General features: G+C 62.3%; 20 protein-coding genes. 7 read left to right on the forward strand and 13 right to left on the reverse strand.

Going from position 1 to position 25248, the window contains the following annotated elements:
• Positions 1-48 precede the first annotated feature (48 nt).
• Positions 49-1143: a carbohydrate kinase family protein gene (locus ACNAOT_RS16200; RefSeq protein WP_243836821.1), complete on the reverse strand. Its 1095-nt coding sequence runs from the start codon at positions 1141-1143 to the stop codon at positions 49-51.
• Positions 1144-1207: 64 nt separating this feature from the next.
• Here ACNAOT_RS16200 and ACNAOT_RS16205 point away from each other — a divergent pair, with 64 nt between their 5' ends.
• Positions 1208-2581 (forward strand): 6-phospho-beta-glucosidase, encoded by a 1374-nt coding sequence (locus ACNAOT_RS16205; RefSeq protein WP_420178588.1) that lies wholly within the window; start codon positions 1208-1210, stop codon positions 2579-2581.
• Here the strand turns inward: ACNAOT_RS16205 and ACNAOT_RS16210 are convergent.
• The gene (locus ACNAOT_RS16210) at positions 2578-3096 is read right to left on the reverse strand and encodes a GNAT family N-acetyltransferase (RefSeq protein ID WP_420178589.1); all 519 of its coding nucleotides are present in this window, start codon (positions 3094-3096) and stop codon (positions 2578-2580) included. The two genes, ACNAOT_RS16205 and ACNAOT_RS16210, sit on opposite strands and share 4 nt — an antisense overlap.
• A 111-nt stretch (positions 3097-3207) precedes the next feature.
• Between ACNAOT_RS16210 and mshA the strand changes: the two genes are divergently transcribed.
• The gene (gene mshA / locus ACNAOT_RS16215) at positions 3208-4452 is read left to right on the forward strand and encodes a D-inositol-3-phosphate glycosyltransferase (protein ID WP_420178590.1); all 1245 of its coding nucleotides are present in this window, start codon (positions 3208-3210) and stop codon (positions 4450-4452) included.
• 99 nt (positions 4453-4551) lie between these two features.
• Positions 4552-6240, forward strand: a complete 1689-nt coding sequence (locus ACNAOT_RS16220) for a formate--tetrahydrofolate ligase (protein ID WP_420178591.1) — start codon at positions 4552-4554, stop codon at positions 6238-6240.
• A gap of 159 nt (positions 6241-6399) precedes the next feature.
• On the opposite strand, the gene ACNAOT_RS16225 is transcribed toward ACNAOT_RS16220, so the two are convergent.
• The 8 genes from ACNAOT_RS16225 to glmS all read right to left on the reverse strand — a co-directional run bounded on the left by ACNAOT_RS16225 (position 6400) and on the right by glmS (position 19112).
• Positions 6400-7485, reverse strand: a complete 1086-nt coding sequence (locus ACNAOT_RS16225; protein ID WP_017200299.1) for an inositol-3-phosphate synthase — start codon at positions 7483-7485, stop codon at positions 6400-6402.
• Positions 7486-7653: 168 nt separating this feature from the next.
• A complete protein-coding gene (gene mgrA / locus ACNAOT_RS16230) occupies positions 7654-8691 on the reverse strand; it encodes an L-glyceraldehyde 3-phosphate reductase (protein ID WP_420178592.1) in 1038 nt (345 codons plus the stop codon).
• 80 nt (positions 8692-8771) lie between these two features.
• Entirely contained in the window at positions 8772-10544 is a 1773-nt protein-coding gene (treZ, locus tag ACNAOT_RS16235; protein WP_420178593.1) for a malto-oligosyltrehalose trehalohydrolase, read from the reverse strand.
• Between the two features lie 75 nt (positions 10545-10619).
• Positions 10620-12932 (reverse strand): malto-oligosyltrehalose synthase, encoded by a 2313-nt coding sequence (treY, locus tag ACNAOT_RS16240; protein ID WP_420178594.1) that lies wholly within the window; start codon positions 12930-12932, stop codon positions 10620-10622.
• Entirely contained in the window at positions 12929-15211 is a 2283-nt protein-coding gene (gene glgX / locus ACNAOT_RS16245) for a glycogen debranching protein GlgX (protein WP_420178595.1), read from the reverse strand. Before glgX ends, treY begins: the two co-directional genes overlap by 4 nt.
• A gap of 69 nt (positions 15212-15280) precedes the next feature.
• Entirely contained in the window at positions 15281-16858 is a 1578-nt protein-coding gene (locus tag ACNAOT_RS16250; RefSeq protein WP_420178596.1) for an NAD(P)H-hydrate epimerase, read from the reverse strand.
• An 18-nt stretch (positions 16859-16876) separates the two neighbouring features.
• On the reverse strand, positions 16877-17224 hold the full coding sequence (locus ACNAOT_RS16255; RefSeq protein ID WP_011775548.1) for a holo-ACP synthase: 348 nt from the start codon (positions 17222-17224) through the stop codon (positions 16877-16879).
• Between the two features lie 4 nt (positions 17225-17228).
• Entirely contained in the window at positions 17229-19112 is a 1884-nt protein-coding gene (glmS, locus tag ACNAOT_RS16260) for a glutamine--fructose-6-phosphate transaminase (isomerizing) (RefSeq protein WP_420178597.1), read from the reverse strand.
• Between the two features lie 139 nt (positions 19113-19251).
• On the opposite strand from glmS, the gene coaA reads away from it, so the two are divergent.
• Both coaA and ACNAOT_RS16270 read left to right on the forward strand, forming a co-directional pair.
• Positions 19252-20223: a type I pantothenate kinase gene (gene coaA, locus ACNAOT_RS16265; RefSeq protein WP_011775550.1), complete on the forward strand. Its 972-nt coding sequence runs from the start codon at positions 19252-19254 to the stop codon at positions 20221-20223.
• 1 nt (position 20224) lies between these two features.
• Positions 20225-21097, forward strand: coding sequence for a D-alanyl-D-alanine carboxypeptidase family protein (locus ACNAOT_RS16270; protein WP_420178598.1), 873 nt, complete (start codon positions 20225-20227; stop codon positions 21095-21097).
• A 90-nt stretch (positions 21098-21187) separates the two neighbouring features.
• On the opposite strand, the gene glmM is transcribed toward ACNAOT_RS16270, so the two are convergent.
• From glmM to rplM, 3 genes are all read right to left on the reverse strand, one after another.
• Positions 21188-22552 (reverse strand): phosphoglucosamine mutase, encoded by a 1365-nt coding sequence (gene glmM, locus ACNAOT_RS16275; RefSeq protein WP_420178599.1) that lies wholly within the window; start codon positions 22550-22552, stop codon positions 21188-21190.
• 165 nt (positions 22553-22717) lie between these two features.
• Positions 22718-23224: a 30S ribosomal protein S9 gene (gene rpsI, locus ACNAOT_RS16280; RefSeq protein ID WP_017200290.1), complete on the reverse strand. Its 507-nt coding sequence runs from the start codon at positions 23222-23224 to the stop codon at positions 22718-22720.
• 38 nt (positions 23225-23262) lie between these two features.
• The gene (gene rplM, locus ACNAOT_RS16285) at positions 23263-23706 is read right to left on the reverse strand and encodes a 50S ribosomal protein L13 (protein WP_024817563.1); all 444 of its coding nucleotides are present in this window, start codon (positions 23704-23706) and stop codon (positions 23263-23265) included.
• Between the two features lie 289 nt (positions 23707-23995).
• Between rplM and ACNAOT_RS16290 the strand changes: the two genes are divergently transcribed.
• Together ACNAOT_RS16290 and ACNAOT_RS16295 are read left to right on the forward strand one after the other, a co-directional pair.
• Positions 23996-24640, forward strand: a complete 645-nt coding sequence (locus tag ACNAOT_RS16290; protein WP_420178600.1) for a prepilin peptidase — start codon at positions 23996-23998, stop codon at positions 24638-24640.
• Positions 24641-24957: 317 nt separating this feature from the next.
• The gene (locus ACNAOT_RS16295; protein WP_420178601.1) at positions 24958-25161 is read left to right on the forward strand and encodes a Flp family type IVb pilin; all 204 of its coding nucleotides are present in this window, start codon (positions 24958-24960) and stop codon (positions 25159-25161) included.
• Positions 25162-25248 lie beyond the last annotated feature (87 nt).

Genomic DNA, 25248 nt, shown 5'->3' on the forward strand with positions numbered 1-25248 from the left:
GTCAGTGAACTCGGGTTAACTGCGCGGTTAGCTGTGGGGCTCTCACGGCTACTGCGCGTCCGACAAATGCGCGATGGTCGCCCGGGCCCGACGCTGTGCTTCCGCCGGAATGTCCTTGACGATCGGTTCCAGGAAGGCGAAGCGCCTCAACCACTGACTTGACTGACGCTCCTTCCTCGCATTCGCCCGTTGCCACCAGTCGGCGATGTCACCCCAACCCGGTGCTGCCAGTGAGCCGCCCACTTCCTGGACCGCCAAGGAGGCGCAAAGGTTCGCGAACCGGAGCCGGTCCCCCAACCTCCACCCTGCCAGGCATCCCACAATGAAGGCCGCCCCGAAACAGTCCCCGGCGCCCGTGGGATCGGAAGCTGATACGGGCAGGGACGGCACCCACTCCTCTTCACCCGTTTCCGAATCCACTGCCACCGCGCCTTGGGGGCCAAGGGTTACCACTGCCACGGGAACCCGGTCAGCCAAGGAGTACAGGGCCGCCCAGGGGTCGGCCTTCCCGGTAAACGCCATCGCTTCCGGGGCATTGGGCAGGAAGGCGTAGAAGTTCCCCAGCTGGTTCAGCCGGCGCTCCGACCACTCCCCTGTCGGGTCCCAGCCCACCACGCCGAAGAGTTTGGTTCCGGCCTCCTTCGCTGCGAGCATCCACGGTTCCAGCTCCTCCCCCAGGTCAGCGACGGCGGCGAGCGCCTTGGGTGGCTTCCCGATCAGCTCGGAGGAACTGATCGGGGCGGGGTGGCCGTGGGTCACCATTGACCGGTCCTGGTTCACGCACATGGATACCGTGACCGGTGAGTGCCAGCCGGGAACCTTCTGCGAGAGCGAAAGGTCGACGTGTTCCTGGCTTTCCAGGATCTGCCAGTTGTAGTCACCGTAGCCGTCGTCCCCGAAGGTTGCCGCGAGATTGGTCCGCAAGCCGAGGCGCGCGGCGGCAATGGCCTGGTTGGCGACACCACCGGGGCAGCTGCCCATGCCCTCACTCCAGACCTCCGTGCCGGGTTCCGGGGCGTGCGGGAGCCCGGTGAAGATGATGTCCTGGAAAACCGTTCCAGTGAGGAGGAGGTCGCACTGGTGGTCCCCATCCGACCGCAGCGCAGCCAGGGGATCGAAGCGTCGCTGGGGTTTAGCGTCCATGCACGGCAGACTACGCTGCACGTACTGGGCTGCATAGACTTGCGGGCCTGCATAGACTCGGACCATGCGGCTCATGATTGCCGGTGGCGGCGGATTCCGGGTTCCCCTTGTATACCGGGCTTTGTGCGCCGGTCCGTTCGCCGGACTGGTGGATGAACTCGTCCTTTTTGACGTGGACGGCTCGCGGCTGGCGGCCATTGAGGCGGTACTCCGCGACATGCCGGCGGACAGAGGTTCCGCACCCGCCGTCGTGGTTTCCACAGACCTCGAGCAGGCACTCACGGGAACAGACATGGTGTTCGCCGCAATCCGCCCAGGCGGTACTGCGGGGAGGATCGCGGACGAGCAGATTCCCTTGAGGCTGGGGTTGCTTGGACAGGAGACCACCGGCGCCGGCGGCATCTCGTATGCGCTCCGCTCGATCCCCCACATGCTGCAGCTCGCTGAGGCGATGCGTCGCCATTGCCCCGACGCGTGGCTCATCAACTTCACCAATCCTGCCGGCATGGTCACCGAAGCGCTGGTTCCCGTCCTGGGACGCAAGGTGATCGGCATCTGCGACTCCGCCGATGGTTTGGTCCAGCGTGCCGCCCGGGCTGCGGGGGCGCCCCTCAAAGAAGGAACGCTCGACGGCGTGGGCTACTACGGGCTGAACCACCTCGGCTGGCTTTACCGGCTGGCTCCTCGTGGAACGGATCTGCTACCTGCTCTGCTGTCCGATCACGCTGCCCTCGAAACCATGGAGGAGGGGCGGTTGTTCGGCCAGCACACCCTGCTGCAACTTGGCTGCCTGCCCAACGAATACCTGTACTACTACTACCAAACGTCACAGGCCACTGAAGCCATTGGACAGCAACGCGAAACGCGCGGGGCGTCCATCCACGACCAGCAACAGTCGCTCTACCCCTCGCTTCTTCAGGCCCCACATCCTTATAAGGTCTGGGATGCTGCCCGGCGCTCCCGCGAGGAAGGCTACCTGGCCGAAGCGCGGACGCATGGGGAGCAGCGCGACGAGTCTGATCTGGCAGGGGGCGGCTACGAACGCGTTGCCCTGTCCGTTATGCGCGCACTGTCCGGGGGCGGGACCGCCCAGCTGATCCTCAACGTGCCCAACTCGCCGGTGTTGCACGCCTCGTCTACCGCAGAGGTGGCCGTTCCGGGGTTGCCGGCAGACGCCGTCGTCGAGGTTCCTTGCGAGGTAACGCCCGACGGCGCGTCGCCACTTCCGCAGGACCGGCCGGACGGGCAGTTCCTCACCCTGATGCAGCATGTGAAAGAGGTTGAGCGGCTGACCATCAGGGCCGTAGTCGCCGGCGAGCGCGAGGCCGCCGTCCAAGCCTTTACCGCTCACCCGTTGGTAGGTTCGGCCCCCCTGGGCCGGCAGCTGCTGGAAGGGTACGAGGCAGCTTTTCCCGGGCTAAGCCAGTTGTGGGCCTAGAGCTTTCTGTACATGACGTGGAGGCCCACGTAGCCGATCTCCGGGTGGTTGAAGGCTTCGGGAACCGTGGCCAAAATCTTGAACCCCATGGATTGCCACAACCACACAGCCCTGACGTTGCTCTCCACCACGGCGTTGTACTGCATGGACAGGAACCCGGCTGCCTTGGCTTCGGTCAGGGAGTAGGCACAGAGCGCCCGGGCGATGCCCTGGCCCGAGTTGTTGGCCCCCACCATGTACCCTGCGTTGGCAACATGGCTGCCGCCGCCGGCTTGGTTGGCGTGGAACTCCCCCGTTCCCAGTATCTCGCCCGTGTCTTGGCGCGCCGCCACGAACGTTTGAGCGGGAGCTTCCTTGATCCACTTGGTCCTGGCTGCTTCCTCCGTGGTGTCACGGTCCCAGGTGAAGGTCTCGCCGCTGCGGATCACAGGCTCCAGGATGGACCACATTCCGGGCCAGTCTTCAGGCGTTGCTTTGCGGATCTGGAAGTTTTGTTCTTGGCTCACAGCCGCCACGCTAGCAGCCTTGTCCACATAGCGGGGCTTGCTCGGCCCGGGACTCGAACGCAGGAGTAGTGTTTTCTGCAGGGCAAAGCTGATTATTGCCGTGATCGTGAGGAGGACCGGGTGCCGTTGATCCGTCGTGTGGCGTTCCTGTCGTTGCATACCTCCCCCATGGAGCAGCCCGGCGCGGGAGATGCCGGCGGAATGAACGTCTACGTCCGCGCCCTGGCCATGGCACTGGCCGAGTCCGGTGTGGAGGTGGAGATCTTCACCCGTTCCACGAAAACCGGACAGCCCGCCGTCGAGCATCCCGGGCCGGGCGTCTGTGTCCATAACGTCATGGCTGGACCGCGCCGCAAGCTGCCCAAGGAAGAACTACCGGCGCTCTTGCACCACATGGTGGAAGAAATCGACAAGATCCGCCACCGACAGCTCCATGGGCGTTACGACGCGATCCATTCCCACTACTGGGTTTCCGGGGTGGCAGGGCTTGAGTTGTCAGAACTCTGGGGTGTCCCGCTGGTCCACACCATGCACACCATGGCAAAGGTCAAGAATCTCGTCCTGGAGTCCGGCGAACGGCCTGAGCCACGGCGCCGCGAAGAAGGCGAACAACGGATTGTTGACGGTGCTTCGCGGCTGGTTGCCAACACTCCTGCCGAGGCGGACGAACTGGTTTCCCATTACGGAGCAGACCTTGACCGGATCGACGTCGCGCCACCCGGGGTGGACCTGAAGGTGTTCACCCCGTCATTCCGGAGGAAGTCCCGTTCCTTGCGGGGAGTCAGGCCCGACAGCTTCCATATCCTCTTCGCCGGAAGGATCCAGCGGCTCAAGGGCCCGCAGGTTTTCGTCAAGGCGGCCGGGATCCTGCGTCAACGCAGGCCTGATATCGATCTGGAAATGACTATTCTGGGTTCCCTTAGCGGCGCCAAGGACTTCAACCTCCAGCACTTCATCGAAGACGCCGGACTGGCCGACGTCGTCACTCACCGGCCGCCTGTCGTGGCACCGGAGCTGGCCAGTTGGTTCCGGTCCGCTGACGTGGTGGTGATGCCGTCCTTCAGCGAATCCTTCGGCTTGGTGGCGTTGGAAGCACAGGCGTGCGGTACACCCGTGGTGGCAACCAACGTTGGTGGCCTCTCCCGAGCCATTTCGGACGGAAGAACCGGCCTGCTGGTGGACGGGCACGACCCCTCCGACTGGGCCGACGCCCTTGAGGATCTTTACGACGACGTCCAAACCCGGGAGGACATGGGCCGGCTCGCTGCCACCCATGCCGAGTCCTTTGGATGGCAGCGCACTGCAGCGATCACCTTGGAAAGTTATCGGGAGGCCGTCGGCGGCCTGCTGCTACCCCGGCGCTGAGTCTCCACTCGTATCCGCTCCCGGGCTGATAGATTGTCGCGCACAGCGAAAGAACCCCAGCAGCCGCATCCCCGCTGCGGGCAGAGCCGAAGGACAAGGATGTCTGAAAACAAGGTCCTGAGTGATCTTGAAATTGCCCACCACGCAACCATGCTCCCCATTGAAGACATCGCCGAACGCGCAGGCATCAATGTGGACGCCCTCGAGCTGTATGGGCCCTACAAGGCCAAGATCAACCGGGCCAAGCTGGTGCTCCCCCAGGGAAAGGCCCCCGGCAAGGTGGTGCTGGTCTCTGCCATGTCTCCCACCCCGGCAGGCGAAGGCAAATCCACCACCACAGTGGGACTCGCAGACTCCTTGGCCCGTGCAGGGCACAAAGTGATGATCGCCCTGCGTGAACCCTCTCTAGGCCCCATCCTGGGCATGAAGGGAGGGGCTACCGGCGGCGGGTACTCCCAGGTGTTGCCCATGGATGACATCAACCTGCACTTCACCGGGGACTTCCACGCCATCACGTCTGCGAACAACGCCCTCATGGCACTCGTGGACAACCACATATTCCAAGGCAACCAACTCGGAATCGATCCCCGGCGCATGACGTTCAAACGCGTCCTGGACATGAACGACCGCTCGCTACGGGAAGTTGTCATTGGTCTCGGCGGACCCATGCAAGGAGTACCTCGGCAGGACGGCTTCGACATCACCGTCGCCTCGGAAATCATGGCGGTCTTCTGCCTCGCAACGGACCTCGACGACCTTCGGTCCCGGCTGGGGCGCATCACCTTCGGGTACACCTACGATCGCACCCCTGTCACCGTCTCAGACCTCGGCGTGGAGGGTGCACTGACAATGCTCCTGAAAGACGCCATCAAGCCGAACCTCGTCCAAACCATCGCGGGCACCCCTGCGTTGGTGCACGGCGGACCCTTCGCGAACATTGCCCACGGCTGCAATTCCCTGATCGCTACCGTCACCGCCATGCAGCTTGCGGACATCGTGGTGACTGAAGCCGGCTTCGGCGCAGACCTCGGCGCTGAGAAGTACATGGACATCAAGGCGCGCATCGCCGACGTGGCGCCATCCGCCGTCGTGGTGGTTGCAACAATCCGCGCCCTCAAAATGCAGGGCGGGGTTCCCAAGGAGAAGCTCAGCGAGCCAAACGTCGAGGCCATGGCAGCAGGCGTCGAGAACTTGAAAAGGCACGTGGGCAACGTTGCGAAGTTCGGCATTTCGCCCGTTGTATCCATCAACAAGTTTGGAACCGACACTCCTGAGGAACTTGAGTGGCTCCTCGCCTGGTGTGCAGCAGAAGGCGTGGAAGCCGCCGTCGCTGATGTTTGGGGCCGCGGAGGCGGAGGCGACGGCGGTGACGAGCTCGCAGCCAAAGTGGCGGCGGCTTTGGATGCGCCGTCCAACTTCCGTCACCTGTACCCGCTGGAACTGAGCGTCGAGGACAAGATCCAAACGATTGTGCAGGAGATCTACGGGGCCGATGGCGTGGAGTTCTCAGTTCCGGCACTCAGGCGCCTCGCCGAGATCGAGAAAAATGGCTGGTCAGGGTTCCCTGTGTGCATGGCCAAGACCCAGTATTCCTTCACCGACGATGCCTCCAGGCTTGGTGCGCCCAAGGGATTCCGGGTGCACGTCCGCGAACTGATTCCCAAGACGGGTGCCGGGTTCATTGTTGCGTTGACCGGCGCGGTGATGACCATGCCTGGCCTGCCCAAGGAACCCGCCGCGATGCGCATGGACGTCGACTCGGACGGTAACCCCACGGGCCTTTTCTAACCATCTCTCACATCCCACCCCCTCCAACCCGACCATCTCTCGCTCTTCTGAAGAAAGTGATAGAGCGTCCGGCCCAAGCCCGAGGGATCTGGTAGAGCGTCCGGGGTACGACAAACGCCCCCGCATCGGAATACGGGGGCGTTTGGTGTAACGGGGTGTTTAGCGTTCGATGTCGCCGCGGATGAAGGCTTCAACCTTGTCGCGGGCGAGGTCGTCGTTGAACTGCTCCGGCGGCGACTTCATGAAGTAGCTGGAAGCTGAAAGCAGCGGGCCGCCGATGCCACGGTCCAGGCCGATCTTCGCAGCGCGGATGGCGTCGATGATCACGCCGGCAGAGTTCGGCGAGTCCCACACTTCGAGCTTGTACTCAAGGGAAACGGGAGCGTCACCGAAGTTGCGGCCCTCAAGGCGGACGAAGGCCCACTTGCGGTCGTCGAGCCATGCAACGTAGTCGGACGGTCCAATGTGGACATCGTCGGCGTGCAGCTCAGCTTCGACGTTGGAGGTAACGGCCTGGGTCTTGGAGATCTTCTTGGACTCCAGGCGGTCGCGTTCCAGCATGTTCTTGAAGTCCATGTTGCCGCCGACGTTCAGCTGGTACGTGCGGTCCAAAGTGACACCGCGATCCTCGAACAGCTTGGCCATGACGCGGTGCGTGATAGTGGCACCGATCTGGCTCTTGATGTCGTCACCAACGATCGGGACACCAGCCTCAGTGAACTTGTCCGCCCACTCCTTGGTGCCTGCGATGAAGACGGGCAGCGCGTTGACGAAAGCAACACCGGCATCGATAGCGCACTGGGCGTAGAACTTGGCGGCCTGGTCCGAACCGACGGGCAGGTAGCAGACCATGACGTCGGCCTTGGCCTCGCGGAGCGCGGCAACAATGTCAACGGCTTCTTCCGAGGCCTCGACGATGGTCTCGCGGTAGTACTTGCCGAGGCCGTCCAGGGTGTGGCCGCGCTGCACGGTCACACCAGTGGCCGGAACGTCGGCGATCTTGATGGTGTTGTTTTCGCTGGCACCGATGGCGTCTGCGAGGTCAAGTCCAACCTTTTTGCTATCGACGTCGAAAGCAGCAACGAACTGGACGTCGTTGACGTGGTACTGACCGAACTCAACGTGCATCAGACCCGGGATCGTGGCCTTGGGGTCAGCGTCGCGATAGTACTGAACACCTTGGACCAGCGATGCGGCGCAGTTACCTACGCCGACAATGGCAACACGAATCGGATGTGAAGACACGGAACTCCTTTTGAGAAATAACCTCAGGTGCCAGGCGTATCCCTGACTGAGTCCAGGGCACGGCTGATTGGCACGGCGCCATTCGGCGCACACTTGCATTGTAACCAACACAGCGGAAGCCGGTTTTGTTCCCTACCGGCTTCCGCTGTTTATGTCAGTTCTTGAATGTTACTTCTGCGCCCACAGATTGATGTCCGATTCGACGGCGAACTCGTCAATCGCGGCCAGCTCGTCTGTAGTGAACTTCAGGTTGTTGATTGCGCTGAGAGTGTCCTCAAGCTGGCCCACGCTGGAAGCACCAATAAGTGCGGATGTCACCGGCGAACCCTTTGGCTGATCGCGAAGGATCCACGCAATGGCCATCTGTGCGAGGGTCTGCCCACGCCCCTCGGCAATGGCGTTCAATCCGCGCACGCGGTCCAGCTTGTCTTCAGTCAATGCGGACTCGGACAGGAAGCGTTCCTTGGCTGCTCGGGAGTCGGCCGGCACACCGTTGAGGTACCGGTTGGTGAGCATGCCCTGGGCGAGCGGTGAGAAGGCAATTGAACCGGCGCCCACTTGATCCAGCGCTTCATATAGGTTGGGCGAGCCGTTTTCCGTCCACCTGTTCAGCATGGAGTAGCTGGGCTGGTGGATGAGCAGCGGGGTTCCGAGCTCCTTCAGAATCCGGGCAGCTTCGAGGGTCTGCTCCGGGGTATAGGAGGAGATGCCCGCGTAGAGTGCCTTGCCCGACCGGACCGCGTAGTCCAGCGCACCCATGGTCTCTTCCAGCGGCGTTTCGGGGTCGGGACGGTGGCTGTAGAAAATGTCCACATAGTCCAGGCCCATACGCTCCAGCGACTGGTCGAGGCTGGAAATCAGGTACTTACGGGATCCCCATTCCCCGTACGGCCCGGGCCACATGTAGTAGCCGGCTTTGGTGGAGATGACCAGTTCATCGCGGTACGGCTTGAAGTCGTCCTTCAAGTGACGTCCGAAGTTGGTCTCGGCCGATCCGTCCGGCGGTCCGTAGTTGTTGGCGAGGTCAAAATGGTTCACGCCGAGGTCGAATGCCCGGCGCAGGATGGCGCGCTGTTCGTCGAAGCGTTTGTCGTCGCCGAAGTTGTGCCAGAGTCCCAGCGAGATGGCGGGGAGCTTGAGTCCGCTGCGTCCGACGCGGCGGTAGGGCATGGTTTCGTAGCGGTTTTCCGCAGCCGAATAAGTCATACGTACCATCCTGCCACTGCACAAACCGGGGTGACGGCGCTGTCCGCAATGTGGGCGCCGTCACCCTCGATCGGCGGGGCTCAGTGGACGCGCACGACGGCGGCGCTACCGCCGGGAAGCGTCAGGGTCCCTTCTTCCAGTGCTGCTTCGCTGTCAGTGGCCAGCAGCACGGAACCGGTCAGCGGCGTCCCCAGTGCTTCGTTCCCGAAGTTGCAAACCACCCGGACTGAGCCGCGGGAGAACTGCAGCCAGTGTTCGTCGTCGTCGAACTCAACGGAGGTCTCACCGAATCCACCGTCCGCCAGCTCCGGAGTGTTCCGGCGCAGCTGTGCTAAATCCTTGTACAGCTGCAGCAAGCGTGCGTGGTCGCCTTCTCCTGCTTCGTCCCACTTGAGCTTGGAACGCTGGAACGTTTCCGGGTCCTGCGGATCAGGGACCACGGCAGGGTCCCAACCCATACGTTCGAACTCCTTGATCCGCCCCTCCGCTGTGGCCTTCCCAAGCTCAGGTTCCGGGTGGGAGGTGAAGAACTGCCACGGCGTTGAGGCCCCAAATTCCTCGCCCATGAACAACATGGGGGTGAACGGGGACGTCATGGTCAGCACCGCCCCTATGGCCAGCTTTCCATACGACAACGAAGCTGTGAGCCGGTCGCCAGTTGCCCGGTTGCCGATTTGGTCGTGGTTCTGCAAGCAGACCACCAGCGCAGACGGCTGCGCCAAATCGTGCCTGATGGGCCGGCCGTGATGCCGTTCCCGGAAGCTGGAGTAGCTGCCATCGTGAAGGAAGCCATGTTGCAGGACCTTCGCCAGGACTGCCAGGGAGTCAAAGTCAGCGTAGTAGCCGGTAGTCTCCCCGCTGAGGTTGACGTGCACTGCGTGATGGAAGTCGTCGCTCCACTGGCCTTCCAACCCGTAGCCGTTGTCCTTGCGCGGATAGATGAGCCGCGGGTTGTTCAGGTCAGATTCAGCAATCATGGTCCGGGGAATTCCCGTCTCCGCCTCAATCTCATCTCCCAGCGCGCCGAACTCCTCAAGGATGTGCACGGCACGCTCGTCACGCAAGGCATGCACGGCATCGAGACGAAGTCCGTCCACATGGTAGTCCCGGAGCCACATCGCCGCATTTTCCAGGATGTAGCGGCGAACGTCATCCGAGCCGGGTCCGTCCAGGTTGACCGAATCACCCCACGTGTTGCCCTCTCCCGCTTTCAGGTAGGGACCGTACTTGGGCAGATAGTTGCCGCTTGGCCCGAGGTGGTTGTAAACAACGTCCTGAATGACACCCAAACCGGCAGCATGAGCAGCATCCACAAAGCGCTGGTATGCCTCAGGTCCGCCATAGGGTTCGTGGACGGCATACCAAAGGACACCGTCGTAGCCCCAGTTGTGGACACCGTTGAAGCCGTTGACCGGCAGCAGCTCGACGAAGTCGACACCAAGCTCCACCAAGTAGTCCAGCTTCCCGGCGGCGGCATCCAACGTTCCTTCGGGTGTGAAGGTGCCCAGATGCATCTCGTAGATCACGGAACCTTTGAGATTCCGGCCCTTCCATCCGCCGTCCTTCCACTCGTAAGTGGAGGGATCGAAGGTCGCAGATAAACCGTGGACCCCGTCCGGCTGCCTCCGCGAGCGGGGGTCGGGAAACGGCCCCTCCCCGTCAACGATGTAGCCGTACCGCACCCCGTCGGCTTGCTGCGCCGCCACATCAGCCGGCGCGCGCCACCAACCGCGGGCGCCGCCGTCGTGGTGGTGTTCCATGCCGTACTCCCGGTCCTCGACCAGCAATCGAACAGAATTGGCGTTCGGCGCCCAGACGTCGTAACGGTTTTTTCCAGCAGCGTTTTCCAGCATCAAGTTCCCCTGTACGTGTTCAAGCGTGCTTGCAGTGACGATGTTGACGGTCAGCTCATCAGGACCGTCCAACGTTCAGTCCGTGGGTACCAGTAGGGCCACCGGGTATTGCTCCAGCAAAGTGGCCACAGGCACAGCACCGGCACCGTACGTAGCGCCAGTGAGTTCATCGCGGCATTCCACTGTCAGTTCGATTGACGTGTCCCGCCAGCCGCCTTCCCTGGCCAGGCGCTTGGGCAAGCGCGTGGCAACGGTGAGAGCTCCCCGACGGTCAGCCCCTCGATCGAAAGCCACCACGTGTGCGGCGGCCGCGCCGTGGGCCGCGACGGGGAGGTAGCCGGCGAACAGCCCGGGCCTGTCGCGACGCAGCCGCAGCGCACGGGAAATCACCAGCAGTTTGGCAGCTTCCTCCGTGAATGCGGGCTTGGAACCATCATCCAGCTCCGCCAAGGCAGCGATGCGGGCTTGGAAGTCCACTGGCCGCCGGTTGTCGGGGTCAGTCAGCGAGCCGTCCCTGAATTCCGTCCCTTGGTAGACGTCGGGGACGCCGGGCATGGTCAGCTGGATCAGTTTGGCGGACAGCGAGTTGGACGTTCCATAAGGTTCGAGCTCGTCCACGAAGTTCGTCAGGGCGGCGGTTACCTCCGGGACGTCGAATACGGCGTCGACGGCGGCAGCCAACTTGCGCTCGAACTCCTGGTTGGGGTCGGTCCAGTTAGTGGAATTACCGGCCTCGCGGGCTGCTTTCAAGGCATAGGACTGTAAACGCTGGCGATCCGCGGGCCATGCGCCGACGATCGATTGCCAGATCAATGCCGAGAGGGGTCCATCGGGGATGGGGGCGAGTTCCTGGACGGTGCCGAGGAAAAGCTCCCATTCAGGTACTGCCTCGGAGATGACCGAGATCCTGGCCCTTGCGTCCTCGCTCCGCTTGGTGTCGTGGGTACTCAGCGTTGTCATGGAGAGCGGCAAGAGCTGCTGCCTGCGGGCCATTCGCTCATGGAAGACCCCACTGGGGATGGAGAATTCCGTGGGATCCGCGCCCACTTCCGTCAGTGATCCTAGCCGTGTATAGCGGAAGAACGCAGTGTCCTCCACACCCTTGGCCATCACCATGCCGGACGTCTGCTGGAAACGCCGGGCCAGCAAACTGGTCTCATCCAGCAAGAGCGGCTGAAGCTGGCCGAGGACGTTTGCCAGGTCGGGTCGCTCCTTGGCGGCATTTTCCACGGACTCTACGAGCGTCTTCCCGCCGTAGGGCAGATATGTCCTGTAGATGGGGAAGCAGCAAATTACTTCAGCCAGTGCGTCGGCTACCTTGGCGAACGGCAGCTCCAAGGTTTCGGGCACCAGGCGGGCCAGCCGCAGGATTTCCGAGCGCAAAATGCCATCGGCGATGCGGCGCTTGGTGGCATGAATCATGGCGTGGTAATCCGCCGGAGCGTCCGCATTCCGCAGACGGGCATCGAGGGAGTTCAGGTACTCCTCCGCAGCCGGGTCCACAAAAAGGCGGTCAACGTCGGCCAAGGCGTCGTATCCTGTGGTCCCTTCGCAGTCGAAGGTCTCGGGCAGCCGCTCCCCCGGTTCCAGGATCTTCTCCACCAACAGGTAAGCGCCCCCCGTCACCTCGCGTAGCCTGGCGAGGTAACCCTCGGGGTCGGCGAGCCCATCCGGGTGGTCGATCCTCAGGCCGTCCACCAGACCTTCGCGGAACCAGCGGACAATCTCTTCATGGGACTCGTCAAAGACCCAGGGAACCTCGACGCGCACTCCGGCCAAGGTGTTCACTGCGAAGAACCGCCGGTAGTTCAGGTCTGCGTCAGCCCGGCGCCAGCCAACCAACTCATAGTGCTGCCGGGCATGGACCTCACGCGGGTTGTCCCCGGACGTGTACGTCCCCTCGGCCAACGGGAAACTGTGGTCGTAGTAGCGAAGTTCGTCGTCCACGACCTTCAGCTCGTCAAGGTCGTCGTCACTTCCCAGGACGGGGATGCGGATCTTCCCCCCGCCGAACTCCCAGTCGACGTCGAAGGCCTCGGCATACTTTGAGCCGCGGCCTTCCCTCAGCAGCTGCCACCACCATGCATTCTGCTTGGGCGAAGCAACGCCCATGTGGTTCGGAACGATGTCGGCCAGGATGCCCAGGCCCTTGTCCTTCGCTGCCTTGGACAGGGCGGAGAGCCCTTCCGGGCCTCCCCTGGAGGGATCCACAGTGGAGGGATCGGTCACGTCATAGCCGTGGTCCGAGCCCTTTTCTGCAGTCAGGATCGGTGACACATAGACCCAGTCGATACCCAGGGACTGCAGGTATCCCGTGAGCTCAGCTGCATCCTGAAGAGTGAAGCTCGGGCGAATTTGGAGCCGATATGTGGAGACAGGGGTCCTCATGCGTTCGGCTCCTTCGTTTCACCTTCATCGTCATTGCCCTCGGGCGCAGCGCCCTTGTAATCGAACGGCAATGACGTCACCGCAGGGGCGGTGATGGATGCCGTTTCCGGAGTGCTCGTATGGGTCAGCGCGGCAAGGGAAGCTGCAACAGAGTGATCCGGTTCAATTTCCGGGGTGCTGTGGGCACGGAGTACCACCAGTGACTTACCGCCGACCATCAGGATCTGGTCGGGCTTGATGACGCCTGCTTCAGCGCCTTCTCCAGCGGTGTCGATCATGACATCCCAAGCGGGCGCATACTCGTCGGAAGGAATCCGGAAGCCTACTTCGTCCTGGTCGGCATTGAAGTACAACAGGAAGTTGACGTCAGTGATACGTCGGCCCTGTGTGTCCCGGCCATGAATACCGTCGCCGTTAAGGAACACGCCCACGGAGCGTCCCAGGGCTTCGTCCCAATCGGACGGCGTCATGGTGCTCGCGTCGGCATCCAGCCATACGATGTCCGGGAGCCGCTCGCCTTCACCACGCAATACCGGACGACCATCGAAGAATCGACTGCGCCGCAGGCTCGGGTGTTTGGCCCGGAGTGCGCTGACCGCCGCCGTGAACTCGATCAGGGGCTGGTCCACGTTGTCCCAGTTGATCCACGTGAGCTCGGAGTCCTGGCAGTAGCCGTTGTTGTTGCCGTTCTGCGTCCTGCCGAGTTCGTCGCCGTGCAGAAGCATGGGAACACCTTGGGACAGGAACAGCGAGGCAATGAAGTTGCGCTGCTGGCGTGCCCGCAGACCAAGGACGGTGGGATCATCCGTGGGCCCTTCCGCACCGCAATTCCAGGAACGGTTGTGGGATTCGCCGTCGTTGTTGCCCTCGCCGTTGGCTTCGTTGTGCTTCTCGTTGTAGGACACAAGGTCAGCCAGCGTGAAGCCATCGTGGGCGGTGACGAAGTTGATCGAGGCAACCGGGCGACGCCCGGAGTGCTCGTAAAGGTCCGCCGACCCTGTCAACCGGGATGCGAACTCGCCCAAGGTGGAAGGTTCGCCGCGCCAGAAGTCGCGGACGGTGTCGCGGTATTGGCCGTTCCACTCTGTCCACTGGGGAGGGAAGTTGCCCACTTGGTAGCCGCCGGGCCCAACGTCCCAAGGCTCGGCAATGAGCTTCACCTGGGAGACCACCGGGTCCTGTTGGATGAGTTCGAAGAAGGTGGACAGCTTGTCCACATCGTAGAACTCCCGGGCCAACGTGGAGGCGAGGTCAAAGCGGAATCCGTCTACGTGCATCTCGGTCACCCAGTAGCGCAGGGAATCCATGAGCAGCTGGAGGGAGTGCGGGCTGCGGACATTGAGCGAGTTGCCCGTGCCGGTGTAGTCCATGTAGTACTTCTGGTCGTCTTCCACCAGGCGGTAGTACGCGGAGTTATCAATGCCCTTGAAGGACAGCGTGGGTCCAAGGTGGTTTCCCTCGGCCGTGTGGTTGTACACGACGTCGAGGATGACCTCGATACCAGCTGTGTGCAGCGCCCGCACCATGGCCTTGAAGTCCTGGACCTGCTGTCCGGTATCACCCTTGGAGCTGTAGCTGTTGTGGGGCGCAAAGAAACCAATGGTGTTGTAGCCCCAGTAGTTGTTCAGGCCCTTGTCCTGCAGGATGCCGTCATTGACGAACTGGTGCACCGGCATGAGTTCGATCGCCGTGATCCCCAGCTTCTGCAGGTGGGAAATAACCGCCGGGTGGGCGACGCCGGCATATGTGCCGCGCTGCTCCTCGGGCACTTCCGGATGCATCTGGGTGAGGCCCTTGACGTGCGCTTCATAGATTACGGACTTGTGATACGGAATGCGCAGGAGCTTGTCACCGTCCCAGTCGAAGAACGGGTTGATGACCACGCCCAGCATCATGTGCGGTGCAGAGTCCTCGTCGTTGCGCGAATCCGGGTCACCCATGTTGTATGAGAACAGGGCCGGGTCCCAGTCGATCTGACGGTGGATGGCCTTGGCGTAAGGATCCAGCAGCAGCTTGTTGGGATTAAAGCGTTGGCCCTCGTCAGGGTTGTAGGGGCCGTGCACCCTGTAGCCGTACTTCTGTCCCGGTTGGGCCTGCGGCAGATAGCAGTGCCATACGTAACCATCCACTTCGGTAACGTCTACGCGGACTTCCCCGCCGTCGTCGTCGAAGAGACACAATTCCACTTTTTCGGCCTTCTCGCTAAAAAGCGCGAAGTTGGTGCCGGTGCCGTCAAAGGTGGCACCTAGCGGATAAGCCGATCCAGGCCAGACTTCCATGCGTTCTCCTCTTGATGATGCGAACAACTGTTGCAAGCCTACTCAAGCCCCCAGACACCGACAGCAACCTTACGGTCTTGTTGGGTCGTATTCCGCGCTGAGCGAACCAATAACGCGGGGTACAGCCTCCGCGATCACCGAGGCTGTAAGGGGTCCTCCGTCGAAATCTGCCGATGCCAGAGCACCAGCCCGGCCGTGAACGCTTGCAGCAACCGCGGCCAGGGCAGCCCAGCGGTCGGCTGGGTCCACGCACAAGGCGGCATATGCGCCGTCGTCGTGCCGGATGGACTCCGCAGCCTGCGCCAGCAGGGCGCCCAGAACGCCGGCCAGGACATCGCCGCTGCCTGCGGTGGCCATCCACGCGGTGCCTTCGGATTGGCTGAACACCACGCCCGACGGCGACGACACCAGCGTGGTGGCACCCTTCAGGAGCACTGTGGCACCGGTCTGCTCGGCGGCCTGCCGCACGAAGTGGAGGGGTCGGGATTCGACGTCGTCGCGGGTCACCTTCACTTCCCCCGTGGAAGGAAGCGAGTTCAGCAAGGTAGCCAGCTCGCCGGCATGGGGTGTCAGTATCCAATGAGCGGGGCAGCGTTCCGGCAGGAGGCTCAAGGCTCCGGCATCGACGACCACCGGCAAATCGTCAGCGAGGGCCAACGCGCCGGCTTCCTTCGCCCGTTGCAGCTGTTCCTCGCCGTCAACCCCGGACCCCAGCAACCACGCTTGGACGCGGCCGGAGTGATCCGCCTCCCACAAGGCTTCCGGAGTTCGGGCAAGCACCAGTTCGGCCGCGGATTGAGGCCCGAGATAGCGCACCATGCCCACTCCGGCGAGAGCCGCGGCGTGAACGGTCAGAGCAGCAGCTCCCGCGAAACGCGCCGAACCTGCTACTACTCCCAGGACGCCCCGCGAGTATTTATGCGCGCGTCGGCCTGGCTTGGGCAGCAAAGTGCCAAGGTCCGAGTCAGTGAGGCGGCGAAGCTCGGGGCTGATACTTTCCAAGGATCGCTCAATCCCGATCGCCACCAGCTCCACGCGCCCGGCGCAGCCCTCACCCGGGTCGGCCATGAGTCCGGCTTTGATGCCGCCAAACGTCACGGTGATATCCGCATCCAGGACGGGCCAATGCACTTCCCCGCTGTTGGCGTCCAGTCCGCTGGGGAGGTCGCATGCCACCACCAGCCGGGGACGCAGTTCTTGAAGTGAAGCCACCAACTCCGCCGGGGCTTCCCTCAATCCCCCGCGGGCACCGGTCCCGAGCAGCGCGTCGATAATGCAGTCACTGCCCGCGCTGAGGACCGCAAGCTCCTCTGCGTTCCCGGCCTCCAGCTGGACAACGCGCCCGCCTGCTGCGACGAAAGCAGCCAAGGCCTCCTGGTGCACCTCAGGTGCGGCGAGTACCGCCGTCGTGCGCATTCCGCGACGGGCCAACAATGCCGCAGCGAAAAGGCCGTCGCCGCCATTGTTGCCCTTGCCGGCCAGCACCGTGACACTGGCGCCTGCAAGCTTTCGCCTGCTTTTGACCTCGCGAGCCACGGCTTGCGCCAAGCCATAAGCTGCCCGTTGCATCAGAACAGCGCCCTCACCGGAGTCCAGGAGCGCTTGTTCCGCATCCCTGATCTGTTGTCCGGTGAAGGCGCTGATCATTGTTTTTATGAAGTTCGCTTAGCCCTCGGCGAGGACAGTCGCCGTGGCTATGCCGCCGTCGTGGCTCATGGACAAGTGCCAGCGCTTGACGCCCTTGGCCTCAGCCACAGCAAGCACTGTCCCCTTGACTTGAACGGTGGGTCCGTTCTCGTCGAGGCCAATCCAGCAATCCTGCCAGTTCATGCCCGCCGGAGCGCCCAGCACCTTGGCTACGGCTTCCTTGGCAGCAAAACGTGCAGCCAGCGACCGGGTGTTGAGTTCCCGCTCGGCAGGAACGAACAAGCGGTCCCGCAGTCCCGGTGTCCGTTCCAACTGCCGGCCGAACCGCTCGATGTCTACGACGTCTACGCCAATGCCAACAATCATGGCGTTATTCTACGGTCACGCTCTTGGCCAGGTTACGCGGCTGATCGACGTCGTAACCCTTGGCACCCGCGAGTTCAGCAGCGAAGATCTGCAGCGGAACGGTGGTGAGCAGCGGCATCAGCAGAGTGGGGGTCTCCGGGACGTAGAAGACGTGCTCTGCGTAATCCTTGACCGATTCGTCGCCCTCTTCAGCGATCACCAGGGTACGGGCACCACGTGCGCGGACTTCCTGGATGTTGCTGACTACCTTGGCGTGCAGGGAATCGCGGCCACGCGGGGACGGGACAACAACGAAGACCGGCTGGCCGTCGTCGATCAGGGCGATCGGACCGTGCTTGAGCTCGCCGGCGGCGAAGCCTTCAGCATGGATGTAGGCGATTTCCTTGAGCTTCAAGGCACCTTCCAGGGCTACCGGGTAGCCCACGTGGCGGCCCAGGAACAGGACGGACTTCTCGTCCTTCATGCTGCGGGCGAGCTCGCGCAGGGGCCCTGCGTTGTCAAGGATTTTCTGGATCTTGGCCGGGATCTTGTTGAGGTCCGCGAGGACATCCTTGATCTGGCCGGAGAAGATGTTGCCCCGCAGCTGGGCCAGGTACAGGCCCAGTAGGTACGCCGCTGTGATCTGCGCCAGGAATGCCTTTGTGGATGCAACGGCAATTTCAGGACCTGCGTGCGTGTAGAGCACGGCGTCGGATTCACGAGGGATGGTTGAACCGTTGGTGTTGCAGATGGAGATCGTCTTGGCGCCCTGCTCGCGGGCGTAGCGGACAGCCATCAGCGTGTCCATGGTCTCGCCCGACTGGCTGATGGAGACCACCAGCGTGTTGGAGTCAACGATGGGGTCACGGTAGCGGAACTCGTGTGCGAGCTCCACCTCGGTGGGGATCCGGCACCAGTTTTCGATTGCGTACTTGGCTACGAGACCGGCGTACGCTGCGGTACCGCAAGCCAACACGATGATCTTGTCCACCTGCTTGAGGAGCTCAGGATCGATGCGGACTTCGTCAAGGGTGAGCTTGCCGTTGAGGTCCGAGCGGCCCAGGAGGGTCTGCGCTACGGCGTCCGGCTGGTCGTTGATTTCCTTCTCCATGAAGGAGCTGAATCCACCCTTTTCAGCCGAAGCCGGGTCCCAGTCAACGTGGTATTCCTTGCCCTCGGCGGGAGCGCCGAAGAAATCGGTGATCTCTACGGTGTCCGCGGTGATGGTGACAATTTGATCCTGTCCCAGTTCCACAGCGCGGCGGGTGTAGTCGATGAAGCCGGAAACGTCGGAGCCGAGGAAGTTCTCGCCATCGCCCAGGCCCACCACCAACGGGGAGTTGCGACGGGCGGCCACGACGACGTCGGGCTGGTCCGCGTGGACTGCGAGAAGGGTGAAAGCGCCTTCGAGTCGCTGGCAAGCCAGGCGCATCGCCTCGGTGAGGTTGCCGCCGTCGCCATTGAGCCGGGTGCGGAAGATGTCACCGATAAGGGCGGCTGCAACTTCGGTGTCGGTTTCCGACTCGAAGGTGACGCCCTTGCCCAGCAGTTCCTGCTTAAGCTCAGCGAAGTTCTCAATGATGCCGTTGTGAATGACTGCCAGCTTGCCGCCGTCGGAAAGATGCGGGTGTGCGTTACGGTCGGTGGGCCCGCCGTGCGTAGCCCAACGGGTATGGCCGATGCCGGTCATGGACTCGGGAACGGGATTTGCTTCCAGTTCCGCGATCAGGTTGCTCAGCTTGCCGGACTTTTTACGGGACGAAATGGTCCCATCAGCGACTACTGCGACGCCGGCGGAGTCATAGCCGCGGTATTCCAGACGGCGCAGCCCTTCCACCACAACGTCAAGAGCGCTGTATCCAGCTGCCTTGCGAGACGAATTGCCAACATAGCCTACGATTCCACACATGGGTACAAGCCTAGCGGCTAGGTCAAACAACTGATGTGGGACATCCTCCCTCCGCCCCCTCTCCGCGCGGGATCCACCACTCACAATTCACCTGCCCGTCGTCGCGCATTTCCTGATCCGCCCCGCGGAGGGCAGAATCATGAGCGTGACTTTGCAACGCACCGAAGCTAATGGCGACGGCGCTTCCCCGTTTGTAGAGCTGGACCGTCAAACGTGGTCCAGGCTTGCAGCGCAGATGGAGCAGCCCCTCAACGAAGAGGACATTTTCCGTCTCCGCGGCCTCGGCGATCCCTTGGATATGAAGGAAGTCCGGGAGGTTTACCTCCCGCTGTCACGCCTCCTGCACCTGTACGTCGAGGCGTCCCACCAGCTGCACGCAGCCACCACCACCTTCCTGGGCGAGCAAACCCAGCGGACGCCGTTCGTGATCGGCGTGGCCGGTTCAGTTGCTGTTGGTAAGTCCACCATCGCCCGCGTGCTCCGGGAAATGCTCAGGCGCTGGCCCGGAACTCCCAACGTGGAACTCATCACCACAGATGGCTTTCTCTACCCCTTGGCCGAGCTGAAGCGTCGGCATCTGCTGGAGCGCAAGGGTTTTCCGGAGTCCTACGACCGCCGCGGCCTTCTTCGCTTCGTCTCGGAAGTCAAAGGCGGTGCCGAGGAAGTCCGCGCCCCTTGGTACTCCCACGTCACTTACGACATCGTGCCGGGCAAGGAAGTCGTGGTGCGGCGACCCGACGTCCTGATCGTTGAAGGCCTCAACGTCCTGGCCCCCGCCCGTCCCCGCATGGACGGCAAACAAGGACTGGCCGTCAGCGACTTCTTTGATTTCTCCATCTATGTCGACGCCAAAACTTCCTATATTGAGGAGTGGTACGTAGACCGCTTCCGGAAGCTGCGGACCACAGCCTTCGCCCAGCCCGAGTCCTACTTCCACCGCTACGCCACGTTGTCCGACGACGACGCCGAATCCACCGCACGCGGCATTTGGAAACGCATTAACGAGCCAAACCTTGAGGAGAACGTGCTGCCTACCCGCGGACGCGCACAGCTGGTCCTTACCAAGGACGCAGACCACTCCATCCGCCGCATGCTGCTGAGGAAGGTCTAGCTTGCAGAACAATCCTCAACCACTGCCCAGCCGGCGGGTTTTCGCGAGCCTCCTGACCGCTGGTGCCGGAATGGCAGCCCTGGCCGCCTGCACGCCGGACAGCACCACTCCCTCCCCTGTCGCAGCCAACGCCGCCAGCGACGTCCCCTCGGCCTCTGCAACATCCTCCGTGGCTACGCCCAGCGCCGCTACCACCGAGCCTGCACCCGTTGAGCCTGCACCCTCCAGCGACATACCTGCCAGCACCGCTCCCTCGCATTCCGTAGCCCCTCAGCACTCGCTGACGGATCCGGCGAGCCCCTGGGTTGTAGTCAACAAGCACCGGCCATTGGCTCCCCAGGATTTCGTTCCGACAGATTTGGTGCAGCCGGGCGTACGGCTCGCCGTCAGCGGCGAAGCGGCTCTGCTTAACAGCACGACGGCGGCCGCCGCGGAAAAGATGTTCGACGCCGCAGCCGCAGAGGGCGTCATCATGACATTGGCCTCTGGTTACCGTTCTTATTCCACCCAAGTGACCACGTACAACGGGTACGTAGCCAGCACCGGTCAGGCTGCAGCGGACCGCGCGTCCGCCCGCCCAGGGCACTCCGAGCACCAGACTGGTTGGTCTTTCGACATTGGCGACGGCGCGGGTGCCTGCAGCTTCCAACCGTGCTTTGCCGAACAACCTGCCGCTGTGTGGGCGAAAGCCAATGCCCACAAGTTCGGCTTTGTGGTCCGCTATCCGTGGATGTTCCACGACACCACCGGGTACTTTTACGAGTCCTGGCACCTGCGTTACATCGGCGTGGAAGCAGCCACGGACATGGTCACGAGCGGCATTGCGACCGTGGAAGAGTATTTTGGGCTCGAAGCAGCGCCGGAGTACCTCTAGTACATGATGCTTAGGCTCTAGTCCTTAAACACTGAGGCCCGCTCCCCTGCTTCAATTCAAGCAAGGGAGCGGGCCAAAAAGTGTGCTTTCCTAGACTGCCATTTCGCTGGGGGCGCCCAAACGGTCCTTGACCACGGCAGCAAGACCCTTGCAGATGCGCTCTGCTGTTTCCATGTCAGCGGCTTCCACCATGACTCGGACCAACGCCTCGGTGCCTGAGGGGCGGAGCAGCACACGGCCGGTTTCACCCAGTTCAAGCTCAGCTGCTGCAACGGCCTGGGCAACGCCCTCGTCCGTGGCGGCACGGGCCTTGTCCACGTCCTTGACGTTGATCATGAGCTGCGGAAGCTTGGTCATGGCGCTGGACAGGTCTTTGAGGCTGCGGCCCGTCAGCGCAACCTGCGCGGCAAGCTGGAGACCAGTCAGAACACCATCACCCGTGGTGGCGAAGTCCGAGAAGATCACGTGGCCGGACTGTTCGCCACCAAGGTTGTACCCGCCGTCGCGCATTTCCTCCAGAACATAGCGGTCACCAACTCCGGTCTCGCGAATGGTAATACCGGCATCGCGAAGGGCGATCTTGAGGCCAAGGTTGCTCATGACCGTGGCTACAAGGATGTTGTCCTTGAGCTTTCCGGCTTCCTTGAGTGCCAGCGCCAGGATCGCCATGATCTGGTCGCCGTCCACTTCATTGCCTTCATGGTCAACGGCCAGGCAGCGGTCGGCGTCGCCGTCGTGCGCTACCCCAAGGTCCGCGCCGTGCTTGACCACCGCTTCCTTCAGCGGGCCCAGGTGAGTGGAACCCACGCCGTCGTTGATGTTCAGGCCGTCCGGCTCTGCGCCGATCACCACGACGTCAGCCCCGGCGTCCTTAAACACCTGGGGCGAACAGCCACTAGCTGCGCCGTGGGCGCAGTCCAGGACCACCTTCAGGCCTTCCAAACGCTTGGGGAGCGTGCCCAGCAGGTGCACGATGTACCTGTCCTCGGCGTCTGAGAACCGCTGGATGCGTCCGACGTCGGCGCCTACCGGCCGCTGGGGCTCTTTGCCCAGCTGCGCCTCGATGGCGTCCTCAACATCGTCCGGAAGCTTTTGACCGCCCCGGGCGAAGAACTTAATACCGTTGTCCGGAGCCGGGTTGTGGGAGGCCGAGAGCATGACGCCGAAGTCGGCGTCGAGATCTGCCACCAAGTAAGCCGCTGCGGGCGTGGGGAGCACACCGGCGTCGTACACGTCGATGCCAGAGCTTGAAAGCCCGGCTTCAACGGCAGCGGCAAGGAATTCTCCGCTGGCCCGGGGGTCCCTGGCGACGACGGCGCGCGGCCGTCTCCCATCGCTTGTGCGGTCATGGCCGAGTACGACGGCGGCTGCCTGCGCGAGCTGCATAGCCAGTTCGGCGGTGAGCAATCCGTTCGCGAGACCGCGGACGCCATCTGTTCCAAATAATCTAGACATCGGGTCAAGTTTAGACGACGCCGGGACAGCACTGGTTCAAGGGGCCGCCGGAGGGTCACAAGCGGCGCTCCTCTTGACTCCCCTGTCCGGGTTCTGAAACGACGAAAGCCCGCCCCGCCGAAACGGCGGAACGGGCTTTCGATACCCCGAACGGGGTGAAGCGGATTAGCGCTTGGAGTACTGCTGAGCCTTACGTGCCTTCTTGAGACCAGCCTTCTTGCGCTCGATGACGCGGGCGTCACGGCTCAAGTAACCGGCCTTCTTGAGGGTTGCGCGGTTGTTGTCGACGTCGATCTCGTTCAGCGAGCGAGCAACACCGAGACGCAGCGCACCGGCCTGGCCGGAGATGCCACCGCCGTGGATACGGGCGATGACGTCGTAGGCACCTTCGAGATCAAGGATCTTGAAGGGCTCGTTGACGTCCTGCTGGTGCAGCTTGTTCGGGAAGTAGTTGTCCAGCGTGCGGCCGTTGATGGTCCACTTGCCGGAACCCGGAACAACGCGAACGCGTGCAACGGCTTCCTTGCGGCGGCCAACAGCTGCACCGGCAACGGTCAGTGCCGGGCGCTCCTTCTTGGGCGCATCTTCACCAGATGTGCTTTCAGAGGTGTAGCTGGTGAGGGTTTCCTCAGCCTCGACGGCTTCGGCGGTCAGTTCTTCGTTCTGAGCCACGGTTCTCCTTGTAATGAAAAGTTGGTTGGTGGCCAGGACTACTGGGCGACCTGGGTGATTTCGAAAGTCTTCGGCTGCTGTGCAGCGTGGGGGTGCTCAGCGCCACGGTAGACCTTGAGCTTGCCCAACTGCTGTGCAGCGAGGGAGTTCTTGGGGAGCATGCCCTTGATGGCCTTCTCAACAGCGCGAACCGGGTTGGATTCCAACAGCTCGGCGTAGTTGACGGAGGTCAGGCCGCCCGGGTAACCGGAGTGGCGGTATGCGCGCTTCTGCTCCAGCTTGGCGCCGGTGAGGGCAACCTTTTCAGCGTTGATGATGATGACGAAGTCGCCCATGTCCATGTGGGACGCAAAGGTCGGCTTGTGCTTTCCGCGCAGCAGTGTTGCGGTCTGGCTGGCAAGACGACCAAGGACAACGTCGGTGGCGTCAATGACGTGCCACTGGCGGTTGATATCGCCGGGCTTCGGGGTGTACGTACGCACGGTTTTGCCTCGTTCTTGTTCTGGCGTTCATGTATTAGGCGGCACGCAATAAGGCGTGCACCTATCTATGTATGCGCTACCGGAGCAGAGGTGAGGGCTCTATGTACCAGTTATCCCAAGATCTCGAAATGCCTTAGGAGTTAGCGATCCTGCAACTGGATCCCCCGGAAGGCATGTGTCATCGAGATAGGACACGCACAACGACTCTAAACAATACCGTCACTAGGGCGTCCGGGTCAAAATGGGGTAACCGCCCCTAGGGGTAGCGCACCTTTACTAAGGGAGAAACATGACCGATGGCCCCGGCGTCCCGCTCATCATTGCGCTCCTCGGGTTGCTGCTCAGCCCTACTGCCGAGCTAGTGATCGCCCGCACGCTGCCGCGACTCGGCGGCGCGCCTGCCCTCAAGGTCCGGATCACGACGGCGGCGGTCACCGCGCTGCTTTTTGGCTTACTTGCGTGGCGTTTTGGGTTTTCTCCCGAGTTGCCGGCATTTCTTTTGTTGGCACTCCTAGGGGTGCAGCTTTCGCGGATTGATTTTACCCTCCACTTGCTGCCCAACGCCCTGGTTTTATTTTTGCTTGGGGGCGGTTTGGTTCTGCTCCTTACCTCCGCCGCCCTCACGCCAGGATGGGCGGACTTGATTCGAGCTCTCGCCGGAGGAGCGATCCTGTTCGCCGGCTACTTAATTCTGGGACTTATTTCGCCGGGAAGCCTCGGAATGGGCGATGTGAAGCTTGCAGCGCCCCTGGGGCTGTACTTGGGGTACTTGGGTTGGGGCCAAGTACTCTTCGGGGGGCTTCTGGGATTCGTGGTGGGCGGGGTGCTCACGGTCCTGATGTTGCGCCTGCGATCAGCCGAAAAACCCGTGGAGACGGCCCACGGCCCTGCAATGGTAGTTGCTGCCCTGGGCGTGGCCCTGCTCATGAACTAACCAAGGGTAAGTACGCCCTTACTCAGGCCCCACTGTGCACCGCAATTAATAAGACTGCTTCGCAAACCAAGTAGTTTCCGCCTGTTATGGCTTCGAAACTGAGTACTCACTGCCTCCGCAGTGCGCCACCAAGTAATGAGTGGCCTATGAAATCGAGTACGACTACGCATTGTGGCTTCTGCCTGCCCTGGTGAATTCTTATCTCATCGAATTCCGAACCGCTTAAGGCTACATGGGGCAGTTCGAAAGTCGGACGAATTTCAATTTGGAGTTCGTCATTCATCATTCGCCAATTTTATTCTGGGAAGGATTTTCCAATGTCATCTCTCATGGTTTCCGTCATTTCGTTCATCGCCGGCGTCAAAGACCGCTTCACCTCCGAGGAGAAGGGTGCGACGGCGACGGAGTACTCGCTGCTTGTTGGCCTTATTGCCCTCATCATCGTTGCAGGCGTCGGCCTCTTCGGCACGGCTCTGAACAACTTCTTCACCGGTTTGGCTGGCACCGTCAACGGCTGGTAGTCCCCTAGCCACAACACTCAGTGCCGCGTCCGCGCAACGCGGACGCGGCACTGTCGTTTTATCCAACTGCCCAAACCCCTGGGAGGG

Source organism: Paenarthrobacter sp. TA1.8 (assembly GCF_048595705.1).
GTDB lineage: Bacteria > Actinomycetota > Actinomycetes > Actinomycetales > Micrococcaceae > Arthrobacter > Arthrobacter nitroguajacolicus.